The organism is Tenuifilum thalassicum, from assembly GCF_013265555.1.
Taxonomy (GTDB): domain Bacteria; phylum Bacteroidota; class Bacteroidia; order Bacteroidales; family Tenuifilaceae; genus Tenuifilum; species Tenuifilum thalassicum.
On record NZ_CP041345.1, the window covers coordinates 1823993 to 1836664 of the forward strand.

The following is a 12672-nucleotide window of genomic DNA, read 5'->3' on the forward strand; positions in this document are numbered from 1 at the left end:
AAAAACGTTAAACCAATTAAAAAGGATAAAGCCGGGCAAAGAACCCGGCTTAAAAAAGTGCCATTTTAATTATTAGTTGTATAATGGTAGGTAAGAGTAGTTATTTGAATACTCCAACATCTGTTCTACATAGTTATCGGGGTACTCAACTCTTGCATCAACAACTGAATCGTTTTCAATTACTGGGACAATATTCGGATTCATAAATCCGCCATAAGGTGCAATATTTAATTTAGCAAAACGCTCAAGCACCTGTTTGTGAAGTTCGTAATCAACCTTAACAGCATACTTCTCAACAAGTTCTTTTCCAGCCTCATAATCGCCAGTTGATTTAATTCGTTGAATTTCTTTTAGCAGAGTGCCAAAAAGGTTGCGAAGCTTCTGAAAATCATTAACGACGAAATAAACCTTACCATCACGCTCTTTGCGTTCAATAACATTATCAGCCTTACCATGCTCATAGCACCATTTAGCAATTAGCTGTCGATTACGCATATGGGCTTGTTCAATATTTTTGCCAAGTTCAACCCTAGTAAGTTGAGTCATTAATCCGTTGCGGATATAGTTTGAGTACTCCACCTTAGCAACATCGAGATTAGGCATTAAGCCAAGTTCAACCATTTTAGGATCCATAATATAGTAAAGGGCAAATAAGTCTGCACGGGCCTCCTCCAATGGTGACCCATAGTTCTTGAGCTCATCGCCTTTTACACCTTCAGCTAGCTGTCCAGAGCCATGGCCTAAACACTCATGTAAATCGGTGTGGAGGCTGCTTGCTAGATAACCATACTTCTTGTTAAGGTCTATTTCCTCTTTTGACCATGCAAACTCCTCAAGGAAGCCATTCCCCAGAGCTGCTTGATCGTATGCGTAGGTTATATTATCCATGGTAACCGATTTGGAACCATGAATTTTTCTAATCCAATCGGCATTTGGCAAGTTGATACCAATAGGAGTTGAGGGGTAGCAATCGCCACCAAGCTGGGCAACCGTAATAACCTTTGCAGTAACACCTTTTACTTCTTTCTTCTTGAATTGGTCGTCGATAGGTGAATGATCTTCAAACCACTGTGCATTTTGGCTAATCGTTTGAGTACGACGAGTTGCCTCTTCGTTCTTAAAGTTTACAACAGATTCCCAACTTGCCTTATATCCTAAGGGATCGCCATAATTTTCAATAAAGCCATTAACAAAATCAACCTTCGACTGTAAATCGTTAACCCATAATATATTATACTCGTCGAATTGCTTCAAATCACCAGTTTTATAATATTCTATAAGCTTAGCAATTACATTACGTTGATGATCGTTTTCAGCAACAGATTTTGCTTTCTCAAGCCAATAGACAATACGCTCAATAGCCTTACCATACATTCCACCAGCAAACCAAACTTTCTCAGTAATCTTACCATTCTCTTTAACCAGTTTAGAATTTAATCCGTACGAAATGGGAGTTGAGTCATTTGGGTTTGCCATCTTGGCGTAAAACTCTTCTGCCTCTTTTTGGGTAACCCCTTCATAATAATTACACGCCGATGTTGCAACCATATCAACGCCAGCTTCCTGGTTTACTCTTTTGGGTGCAATATTTGGGTCTAGGATGATTGGTCCATACTTTTCAATAATTTGCACCTTATTACCTAATTCAGCAGGGAAAAGCGAATCGGGAGTTTGATTAATGAGCTTGGTAAAGTAATCCATTTGATAACCAGGTAGAATTTTATCGGTTGAATAATGATGATGAATGCCATTAGAAAACCAAACTCTTTTTAGGTACACCATAAACTGCTCCCATTGTTCGCCAGAACGCTCTCCAGAGTATCCTTTATAAATGGCTTCAAGAATAGAGCGTATAGCCAGGTTGTGCTTGTAGTTCTGATCCCAAATAATATCCCGACCGCATTTAGCAGCCTCGCTTAAGTAGTAGATAAGTACACGTTGTTGGGGTGTTAAATTTTCAAATTCAGGGATCTGATAACGCATTATTCTAATGTCGGCAAACTGATCAACTTGCCATTTAAAATCCTCCTTTTCTTTGCCAGAGTCACATCCACTTAATGCGAATCCAGCTGTTGCTAGACAAATTAGGGTCATTAGCTTTCTCATTGATGTTATGATTTAATTAAACAAATTGAATTGGCTTATGGTTTAAAAGCCTTCAAAGTTATAAAAATAACGGCTAAGCCTATTTCCCAAACAGGTTAGATTTATAGAGAAAGCCAGGTTCTTTTATTTCGACAGGGGCATCAACAGGTTTTGGCCTTTCCCTACGTGGATTTCTTAAATCAAGATCTCTAACATAAATCCATTCTGAATTTTCTTGCTTAAAGCCATCAAATGAACCATCTGGGCCATAATACTGCAAATCGCCAATAAACTCAGAACTTGACGGAGAAAGGTGATCAAATACAATTACTTTACTATCCTCAATATACCTAAGCACCATACTTACCCTGGCATTAAACTCAAAAACAATTCTAGAGAGATGGTATTTCCCGTCGACATTAAAAACAGGCAGTCCAAACAAGGGATTACCATTATTGTCAAACGTAACAACCTCAATAATCTTTTTAGAGGTGAAAAGGTTATTATAATCAAATCCCAATAAGATGTAAACATTTTTATTACCTCTGCTAAATTGTATCAGCTGATAGTATAAAGCAGCCATCCATTTTGAGGCATCTAGCTGCTCATTTCTAGGGTCTTTTATCTCTTTTCGAGAATCTTTTAGCTCAATAAGTTTTACCTTACCGCTTGGCAACTTATATTGCATAAAGCCATAGTACTTCTGATACCCTGCGGGTTGTGGAGTATTCCATGTGTAAACCTTTAATGCTCCATCGGGCGATTTCAATTTACCAAAGCGAATAGAATCAAACGAAAATTCAAAACTCTCATCATGTTTTAAAAGATTTTTAAAACCAGAATAAAAGATATTGTTCAGGGAATCGCGCTTAGAGTAAGATGTTTCTTCTCGTATCTGTTTAAATAGTGATGACAGACTATCTAATTTAACCTGTAAGCTATCGATACTTTGTCCTAGGGATTGAAATGGTAGAAACGCAATTAAAAGAATCTTATAAAACCTCATAGACATATCATTTAGCTTATTGAATTTAAACCATCAGTAATTAGTTTAGCCACTCTCCTACATTGCTCTTCGGTAATAATAAGAGGTGGTGCAATGCGCACTGCAGTGTTACAAAACAAAAACCAGTCCACAATGAAACCATGCTTCAGGCCGTATTGGATTAAAGCCTGAACCTTTTCAAACGAACCAAGTTCTACTGCAATCATTAATCCAATTTGGCGTACTTCTTTCACAAGGGGATGCTTTGCTAATTCGTCAGCAATAATTTTGCCCTTATTATCGACTTCATCAACAATTTTATTGGAGCTTAAAAAATTTAATGCAGCCAACGATGCGGCACAAGAAACAGGATGGCCTCCAAATGTTGTAATATGTCCCAGAATAGGATTATTTGTAAGCACACTCATTATTTCTTGTGAGGAAACGAATGCGCCAAGTGGCATCCCCCCTCCAAAAGCTTTAGCAAGGAGAAGTACTTCTGGGACAACGCCAAGTTTTTCAAAAGCAAACATTTTTCCTGTACGGCCGATTCCAGTTTGAATCTCATCAAAAATTAGCAAGGCGCCTGTTTCGTTGCACCGTTCTCTAAGTTTTTTAACATATTGAAGGCTAGGTATCCTAATGCCTGCTTCTGCCTGTATTGGTTCAACAATAACACAAGCCGTTTTATCAGTTATTTGCTTTAAATCATCTTCAACATTGAAGTTTAAGAAACGAACATCGGGCAAAAGTGGTCTGAAATTTCGCTTTTGCTCCTCGCACCCCATGATACTTAAAGCACCATGTGTACTTCCATGATAGGCATTCTTAAATGCTACAATTTCGGAGCGTCCAGTAAAACGCTTGGCCAACTTAAGAGCACCCTCAACAGCCTCGCTTCCAGAGTTTACCAGATAAACAGAATTTAAGTTTTCTGGCAAAATGCTACAAAGTTTTTCGGAAAGTTCAACCTGGGGTTTCTGAACATACTCGCCATACACCATAAGGTGCATGTAATCTGCCGCCTGCTTTTGAACGGCACTAACAATTTCAGGATTTCCATGACCTGTATTACTTACGGAAATTCCAGAAATCAAATCGAAATACTCCTCACCATTTGGCCCGAATAGAAAAACCCCCTCAGCTTTATTTATTTCGAGCATTAGGGGGGAATCAGAAGTTTGGGCTAAATGCTTTTGAAAAAGCTGCCTCAAAGTATTCATCCTACTTATTGCTTATCATTTTTAACTCTTTTAACAACAAATCGCGATACGATTTTCCTATTGGAATTGTTTTCTTACCATCTAAAATTTTTATTGTGATAATGTTATCCTCAATGGACTCAATTTTTCCAACATTAACAATATATGATCGATGTACTCTTTTGAAACGCTCACTAGGTAGCTGACTCTCAAGCGATTTCATAGTTAAATGTATGGTGAATCGCTCGTTGGGTGTAACAACAATAACATAATTCTCCATTGCTTCAATCCAAAGGATATCTCCATATCTTACACGAACCAAGGAGTTATTCTTTTTTATAAAGATCTCGCGATTATCGTCGAAAGGTGAACGCTGAGCATTATATTTTTCATATGCGCGAGAAACCCCTTTTAAAAACCTAGGGAATGTGATTGGCTTAAGCAAGTAATCGGTAACGCTGTAGTCAAATGCTTTGAGCGCATATTTTTCCTTGGACGAAACAATAATAATTTGTGGGTTAGTGCCCCCAACCTCAATAAAATCGAGACCCGACATTTCTGGCATTTCTATATCCAAAAATATTAAATGAATATTTTCAGGTTGGCTATTCAAGAAACTTAATGCCTCTACCGGATTAGAGAATGATTTTACCAGTTTGACAAAATCAACTCTTGATATATAATCCTCTATAAGTCTGCGAGACATTTCGTCATCATCAACCAATATGCAATTCATATTATGTATTTTGAATTTCTACTAATTTACAAAATTGAAATTAATTTCACATTAAATGCTTATCAAAATCTTCAACAAACCTCTTTTCAATTAAGTGTGCGTTACGAATTGTAGCCCTAAGCCAATCTAAAATTATTTCGTCGCGTTCCGAATTGCTAAGTAAATAATCGATTTCACTTTCCCTAAGCCTAGATGTTAATTCATATAGGGTAAGAGCAACAGATACTGAAATATTGTAACTTTCTGTAAACCCGTACATGGGAATTCTGACAAACTCATCGGCGTTGTCAAGTGCATTTTTGCTTAAACCGGTAAGCTCTGTACCGAACAAAAGCGCAAACTTACCTTTGGTAATATCGAAATCTTTAATGCTACAATCATTGGTATGAGGCGTAGTAGCAACTATACGGTAACCATTTTTTCGAAGATTATTAATTGCTTCCAAGGTGTTATTTTCCTTACTATTATACCTTTTTAAGGTGAGCCATTTGGATGCTCCCATATCAACCTCAGAATCAACATTAAACTTATTCCTGTTCTCAATAACATGCACATCCTGAACACCCATGCAGTCGCATGTCCGAAGAACAGCACTTGCATTTTGTGCTTGAAATATATCTTCAAGCACTACCGTTACGTATCTTGTACGGTACTTTATTACCTCGTTAAATAGATTAAATCTTCGCTCAAAGACAAATTGAGAAAGATGCTCAATAAGCTTTTTATTCAAGGAATTATTATGGCCCATAACTTTTTGCATATAGCAAAAATAAAATAAAAAAGGAGAACTCAAAAATGAATTCTCCCTTGAATTACCTTAAGTAATAAATTATTGAACCTTGTCGCTAAGTTCGCTACCAGCTTTAAATTTAACCACCTTCTTAGCTTGAATGTTGATAGGTTTGCCAGTTTGTGGGTTACGACCAGTTCTTGCATTTCTTTGAGCAACTGAGAATGAACCAAATCCTACAAGAGCTACTCTATCACCCTTTTTAAGAGCATCGCTAGTAGTCTTGATAAAAGCATCTAAAGCTTTTTTTGCGTCAGCCTTAGTAAGTTTAGCTTCAGCAGCAATAGCATCGATTAATTGAGCTTTGTTCATAATTGATAAATTTTAGGGTTAATAATAGTTAGTTGACTATCAAAGACAAAATTATTACATTTATTAATAATTGCAAGTGTTTTACAATTTTTTTTCGTCAAAACAAGCATTTTTATTGGTTTTTCTGCAAAAATTCATTTTTCAATGCTAATTTATTGTATTTTTTAGATATAGCGCAAGTCTGAAGTAATTTTTTTAAATATTTTTTTATTGGGTTTTGTAGAATTAAAAAAAGCAACTATTTTTGCAGCGGAGAAATGGCAGAGTGGTCGAATGCGGCGGTCTTGAAAACCGTTGTCCGTTTACGCGGACCGGGGGTTCGAATCCCTCTTTCTCCGCCAAAAAATTATAAAAAAGCCGAAGGAAAAAACCTTCGGTTTTTTATTTATATACTATCAACCATCCCATTAGCCCTCCAACTCCCATACTACCCCATGGTGAAGAGGTTATTGGGCATGAGCCACTATTACAACCCACATAAAAATAGTACAAGTAACCTGCAACAATTCCAACAATTGCTCCCAAAACAGGGTAAGTTACCTTCTTGTTTCTTTTAAACCAGCTAAATGCTTTCATACCATTCTTTTTAAACACTAACATTTACAAATAAACATATATTCATACAAATATACGAACAAAATATCGATACAAATGTTTGTAGTTACCTTTAAAGTATATATTTTTGCAAACCCAATGATTAAGGTTTAAGGAGAGATGCCGGAGTGGTCGAACGGGGCGGTCTCGAAAACCGTTGACCTGGGTAACTGGGTCCGAGGGTTCGAATCCCTCTCTCTCCGCAAATAAAAAGCAGGAAACGTTTGTTTCCTGCTTTTTATTTTTTGGTTTATGAGATTTAACTATCTGTAAAACTGATGAATTCCAAATTAAGAGCCTAATGAAGCTGCATGCTATGTAACTTTGAGTAGTAACCATTAATCGCCAACAGCTCTTCATGTTTTCCTCGTTCCACAATTTCGCCTTCGTGAAGCACACAAATCAGGTCGGCCTTGCGAATAGTTGAAAGCCTATGGGCAATAACTAGCGATGTTCTATGCTTCATAAGATTATCGATAGCATCCTGAACTAGTCGTTCCGATTCAGTATCAAGCGCACTTGTGGCCTCATCGAGAATCATTATTGGAGGATTCTTAAGTATTGCACGTGCAATACTGACACGCTGGCGTTGGCCTCCCGATAATTTACTTCCTCTATCGCCTACATTAGTGTGATATCCGTTAGGAGTTGCCATAATAAAGTCATGAGCGTTAGCAATTTTAGCAGCTGCTATTACGTCTTCCATTTTGGCATTCTCAACACCAAATGCGATATTATTGAAAAAGTTGTCGTTAAAAAGAATTGGTTCTTGGTTTACATTTCCCATAAGGTTTCTAAGCGAAACCATATCTAAATCCTTAATGTTAACCCCATCAATTAGGATTTCTCCCTCAGTAACGTCCCAGAAACGAGGTAACAGATCGACCATAGTGCTCTTTCCTGAGCCCGATTGACCAACTAACGCAACCGTCATTCCTTTTTTAATGGTTAAGTTGATATTTTTGAGCACCCAGTCGTTTTCGTACCTAAAGCTAACGTTTCGATATTCAATCTCGTTATTAAAAGATTCAATTTTCTTGGCACCTGGTTTAACCTTAATAGGATTTTCTGCTACTAATATACTGTCTATCCTATCGGCAGAGGCCATTCCTTTTAGCACATTATAGTAAGCATTAGAAAATGACTTTGCCGGGTTAATAATCATGTAAAAGATACCAATGTATGCTATTAGGGCTTCGGGACCTAGGTTACCTTTCCCATCAAAAATCAGATTCCCCCCATACCATAAAACAAGAACTACTACAATGGTTCCAAGGAACTCACTTAAAGGCGAGGCTAAGTCGCGGCGACGCCACATCTTTTTCATAAGAAGAGTATAAAGGCTATTCATGCTCTCAAATCGAGCTATTACCTTCTTTTCAGCATTAAATGCTTTAATAACCCTGAGCCCACCAATGGTTTCCTCAATTATTGTAAGAATAATCCCCATTTTGGTTTGCCCCTTGAATGATGTTTTCCGAAGATTCTTCCCTACTCTACCTATTACACCACCAGTAAGAGGAAGAATAATAAGAACAAAGAGCGTTAGCTGTGGGCTAATATAAATTAACCCGATAAGGTGAATTATTATAATTATCGGGTCGCGGAAAAACATTTCTAAGGAGCGAATAATTGAAACTTCAATCTCATTTACATCATTTGTCATCTTACTAATGATATCTCCCTTCTTTTCCTCGGTAAAGAAACCTAATGGAAGCTCAACAACCTTTCGGTATAGTTTGTTCCGCATGTCTTTTAAAACACCAGTACGTATTGGTGCTAAATAGAATAAAGAAAGATATGTAAACATATTTTTTAGAAACGAAGCTATTACAACAAGAACTATAACAAAGAGAAGGGCTGTAGCCTGATCGTGGTTTTTAATAAGAGAACTAAGAAAATAGTTAAGGTAGTTAGACATCCCTTTTGCAGAAAGTGTAAATTCAGGCTCTACCTCTACTAAAGGAACCGTTCCAAAAAGCAATTGCAGAAAAGGGATTAGCATTGCTAAAGAGAATAGGGAAAAAATAGCTGCCAGCACATTGGATAGTACGTTAACAACAACGTGCCACTTGTAAGGAATTAAATATTTGAGTAAACCAAAAAACTTCTTCATAATACATTAATTAAAACAAGATGAATCTTAATGGTAAACAACCATAAACTTAATCATTATTCAAAAAACATAGCAATATGTTTGCCAAAACCTACTGGCAAACAGAAACCTCGCAAAGGTAAGGTAAATAATTGGTGAAATTTGCAATGTAGATAATTTTTAGGGCCTATCTTAAAACTATTTAATACCAAGGTAGTTAAAAGGAGTTAACCCAAGCAGTTCACTCTTAACGACATCGCTCACATCCAAGGAGTTAACAAACTCCTTAAAAGTCTCAGGTGTAACCTTTTGGTTTGTCCTTGTAAGCTGCTTAAGGGCATCATAGGGATTTGGATATCCTTCTCTGCGGAGTATTGTTTGTATTCCTTCGGCAATAACCATCCAATTATTTTCTAGGTCTTTATCAATAGCATCTTTATTTACAATAAGTTTATCAAGACCTTTTAGTATTGATTTAAAAGCAATTAAGGTATGAGCCACCGGAACCCCAATATTTCTAATCACAGTAGAGTCCGTCAAATCGCGCTGTAAACGCGAAATGGGTAGTTTAGCAGAAAGATGACCATAAAATGCATTAGCGATTCCCAGATTACCTTCGGCATTCTCAAAGTCTATGGGATTTACCTTATGCGGCATCGCCGAAGAACCCACCTCTCCCTTTTTAATTTTCTGTTTAAAGTATTCCATAGAGATATAGGTCCAAAAATCTCTACTCAAATCAATTAGTATTGTATTGATTCTTGCTAAGCAATCAAACATAGCAGCCAGATTGTCGTAATGCTCAATCTGAGTAGTTGTTTGACTTCTGCTCAACCCTAACTGTTCATTTACAAAGCGGTTAGCAAAGGCAACCCAATCGACATTAGGGTAAGCCAAAAGGTGTGCATTAAAATTTCCAGTTGCACCACCAAATTTTGCCGAATATGGGATTTGCCGAAGCTGATTCAGCTGTACTTCTATTCGCTCAACAAAAACCCTAATTTCCTTACCTAAGCGTGTAGGCGAAGCAGGCTGTCCATGAGTATGTGCCAGCAAGGCGATATCTGCCCATTCAGTGCTTAGCTCTTTTAGCTTATCTATAAGGTTTTCTAAATTTGGATAATACTGCTTGCTTAATGCATCGCGAAGCATTGCAGGGAAAGAGGTGTTGTTCACATCCTGCGAGGTTAATCCAAAATGTATAAACTCCTTAAAATTTGATAGATTTAACTCATCAAACTTTTCTCTAAGGAAGTATTCAACTGCTTTAACATCATGATTTGTTACACGTTCAATCTCTTTAACCCTTAATGCATCGGACTCTGAAAAGTTTCTGTATATATCTTTGAGATTCTCAAAGCAACTTTTATCGATAGCTTTGAGCTGGGGCAAATGTATATTACAAAGAGCAATAAAATACTCAACTTCAACCCAAACTCTATATTTAATAAGCGCAAATTCTGAGAAAAATTCTTTTAATTCCTCTACCTTATTAATATATCTACCATCAATTGGAGATATAGCATACAAGCTGTTGTTTTGCATTTTTTCTAAAATTTTCCCAAAAATACTAAACATTAATAAATATTTAAGGATTACCCATTACAACTTTTATAAGAGGATAGTTCTATTCCCTAAAATTGCTACATTAGCATCAAATAAGGAGATAAGAAATGTACAAAATATCAGCAATATCGTACTTAAACACAGCACCATTTGCATATGGGTTAAAGCATTCGTCGGTTAACAAAAAGATAAAGTTACTATATGACTACCCCGCTGAATGTGCTCGAAAACTTTTAAAAAATGAAGCTGATTTAAGTCTTCTACCGGTGGGTGCGTTAAACGACTTTGACTCTTATCACATTGTAAGTAACTTTTGTATAGGCTCTGTTGGTCCTGTACGCTCCGTTACACTTATTAGTAATAATAAGCTGAACGATATAAGAAAAATTTATCTCGATTACCAATCGCGCACTTCGGTTCTTCTCGTTAAAATCCTTTGCAAAAGGGTTTGGAAAATCTCACCAGAATTTGTTAGCCTAAAACCAACCGACAATTATAAATCTCTTGAAAAAAATGAAGCTATTTTGCTTATAGGTGATAGAGTTTTTGAGGCAGAGAAATACTATAGTAATATTATTGACCTATCAGAAGAATGGTATAACTTCTACAAGTTACCATTCGTTTTTGCTGTGTGGGTTTCAAAACGAAAATTATCTGATGAGTTCATCAAGGAGCTAAACAACGGTTTAGAGCTTGGAGTTAATTCAATTGAAAGTGCTGTTGATGAATTTAATCAGCTAGTTATTTGCCGTTCTGAGGCCATTGAATACTTAAAACATAACATTTCCTACAGGCTTGATGAAGAAAAACTTAAGGCAATAGAACTATTTCAAGAGTTATCAAACACAATAGATTTGTAGCATTTTTTTATCTTTACAAAAAAGAATATAGTAGTTATGAAAACAATAAAGTTCAAAAGAGTATTAGCATTTCTCTTCCTTATATATCTTATACCAACAGCATCGGCCCAAGATAGTACCTCACAAAAGAAGTTAGTTTATAAGATTAACATTAAGGAAAACATCATGCCTGCTGCCTGGCGGTCGGTGAAAGTTGGTTTTGACGAGGCCAAGCAAAAGAATGCCGATATCATCCTCATCCACCTGAACACATATGGTGGCATGGTTAACATTGCCGACTCAATTAGAACAAAGTTTCTGAACAGCACAATACCTGTTTGGGTTTTCATTGACAACCAAGCTGCTTCAGCGGGAGCTCTGATTTCTATTGCCTGCGATAGCATTTATATGCGCAAAGGAGGAAGCATCGGAGCAGCTACGGTAGTAGACCAATCGGGCAAAGTGGTACCCGATAAGTTTCAATCGTTTATGCGAAGTACCATGCGAGCAACTGCTGAAGCCAAAGGCTACGACACCATAATTACTGGTACTGACACGATACTAAAATGGCGGCGAGACCCAAGAATTGCAGAAGCCATGGTAGACCCATCAATCTATATTGATGGGATTATTGACACAGGCAAGGTTTTAACATTCACCACTGAAGAAGCCATCAAATACGGATACTGTGAAGGTAAGGCAGAAAACATCAACGAAGTGATGCAGCATGCCGGTATAAAGGAGTATACTGTTATTGAATTTCGGCCATCGCTTATTGATGGAATTATAGGATTTCTTACAAATCCAATGGTATCGGGGTTACTTATCATGGTTATTATTGGGGGAATATACTTTGAACTACAAACGCCTGGGATAGGATTCCCTATTGCCGCTGCTGTTGTTGCAGCAATTCTTTACTTTGCCCCGTTATATATAGAGGGTCTTGTCGAAAATTGGGAAATCGTTATTTTTATTCTTGGTGTAATTCTTGTAATGGTCGAAATTTTTGCTATTCCTGGCTTTGGGATAACAGGAATTTCAGGAATTATACTTATGGTTGCAGGACTAACACTAGCAATGGTCGATAACGAAACTCTACGAGACCCAGTATCCTTTAACATCCTAACCATTCTTAAACCATTTGGAATAGTTGTGCTCTCGGTATTTCTAGGTTTAATAGCGGGGATATACCTTAGTCGCAAGGTTTTAACGTCATCATTATTCCCAAACCTTGCTCTTCAAAACAACTTACCCAACGAGGATGGTTATATCGGCATTGATTCTAAAATAAAGAGCAAGGTTGGAGCTGAAGGTACGGCAATAACAACACTCCGCCCAGCAGGTAAAGTTGAAATAGATGGAGAATGGTACGACGCTATTGCAGAATTTGGTTATATTGAAAAAGGGAGCAAAATAAAAATCACCAAAGACGAGGCAGGGCAACTATACGTCACTAAAATCAGCTAAT

At 37.1% G+C, this 12672-nt stretch carries 11 protein-coding genes and 2 tRNA genes; 4 read left to right on the forward strand and 9 right to left on the reverse strand.

What is annotated here, in order from left to right; genetic code table 11:
- Positions 1-72: 72 nt before the first annotated feature.
- The 6 genes from FHG85_RS07700 to FHG85_RS07725 form a co-directional block, all read right to left on the reverse strand.
- Complete coding sequence (locus tag FHG85_RS07700; RefSeq protein WP_394366216.1) at positions 73-2106, reverse strand: dipeptidyl-peptidase 3 family protein; 2034 nt, start codon at positions 2104-2106, stop codon at positions 73-75.
- Positions 2107-2185: 79 nt separating this feature from the next.
- A complete protein-coding gene (locus tag FHG85_RS07705; protein WP_173074611.1) occupies positions 2186-3091 on the reverse strand; it encodes a hypothetical protein in 906 nt (301 codons plus the stop codon).
- A gap of 11 nt (positions 3092-3102) precedes the next feature.
- Positions 3103-4293, reverse strand: a complete 1191-nt coding sequence (locus FHG85_RS07710) for an aspartate aminotransferase family protein (RefSeq protein WP_173074613.1) — start codon at positions 4291-4293, stop codon at positions 3103-3105.
- Between the two features lies 1 nt (position 4294).
- Positions 4295-5008 carry a LytR/AlgR family response regulator transcription factor gene (locus FHG85_RS07715; protein ID WP_173074615.1) on the reverse strand — a complete coding sequence of 238 codons (714 nt, stop codon included), beginning with the start codon at positions 5006-5008 and terminating at the stop codon, positions 4295-4297.
- A 46-nt stretch (positions 5009-5054) separates the two neighbouring features.
- Entirely contained in the window at positions 5055-5756 is a 702-nt protein-coding gene (locus FHG85_RS07720) for a TrmH family RNA methyltransferase (RefSeq protein WP_173074617.1), read from the reverse strand.
- Positions 5757-5837: 81 nt separating this feature from the next.
- Positions 5838-6110 carry an HU family DNA-binding protein gene (locus FHG85_RS07725; protein WP_173074619.1) on the reverse strand — a complete coding sequence of 91 codons (273 nt, stop codon included), beginning with the start codon at positions 6108-6110 and terminating at the stop codon, positions 5838-5840.
- 251 nt (positions 6111-6361) lie between these two features.
- Between FHG85_RS07725 and FHG85_RS07730 the strand changes: the two genes are divergently transcribed.
- Positions 6362-6451 (forward strand) — tRNA-Ser (locus tag FHG85_RS07730).
- A 40-nt stretch (positions 6452-6491) separates the two neighbouring features.
- On the opposite strand, the gene FHG85_RS07735 is transcribed toward FHG85_RS07730, so the two are convergent.
- On the reverse strand, positions 6492-6686 hold the full coding sequence (locus FHG85_RS07735; protein WP_173074621.1) for a DUF6132 family protein: 195 nt from the start codon (positions 6684-6686) through the stop codon (positions 6492-6494).
- A 132-nt stretch (positions 6687-6818) separates the two neighbouring features.
- On the opposite strand from FHG85_RS07735, the gene FHG85_RS07740 reads away from it, so the two are divergent.
- Positions 6819-6907: transfer RNA gene (locus tag FHG85_RS07740), tRNA-Ser, on the forward strand.
- A 95-nt stretch (positions 6908-7002) separates the two neighbouring features.
- Here FHG85_RS07740 and FHG85_RS07745 read toward each other — a convergent pair.
- Both FHG85_RS07745 and purB read right to left on the reverse strand, forming a co-directional pair.
- Positions 7003-8820, reverse strand: a complete 1818-nt coding sequence (locus tag FHG85_RS07745) for an ABC transporter ATP-binding protein (RefSeq protein WP_173074623.1) — start codon at positions 8818-8820, stop codon at positions 7003-7005.
- A gap of 177 nt (positions 8821-8997) precedes the next feature.
- A complete protein-coding gene (gene purB / locus FHG85_RS07750; protein ID WP_394366217.1) occupies positions 8998-10377 on the reverse strand; it encodes an adenylosuccinate lyase in 1380 nt (459 codons plus the stop codon).
- Between the two features lie 95 nt (positions 10378-10472).
- On the opposite strand from purB, the gene FHG85_RS07755 reads away from it, so the two are divergent.
- Together FHG85_RS07755 and FHG85_RS07760 are read left to right on the forward strand one after the other, a co-directional pair.
- The gene (locus tag FHG85_RS07755) at positions 10473-11225 is read left to right on the forward strand and encodes a menaquinone biosynthetic enzyme MqnA/MqnD family protein (protein ID WP_173074625.1); all 753 of its coding nucleotides are present in this window, start codon (positions 10473-10475) and stop codon (positions 11223-11225) included.
- A 36-nt stretch (positions 11226-11261) separates the two neighbouring features.
- Positions 11262-12671 (forward strand): NfeD family protein, encoded by a 1410-nt coding sequence (locus FHG85_RS07760; protein ID WP_173074627.1) that lies wholly within the window; start codon positions 11262-11264, stop codon positions 12669-12671.
- The last annotated feature ends 1 nt before the right edge of the window (position 12672 follow it).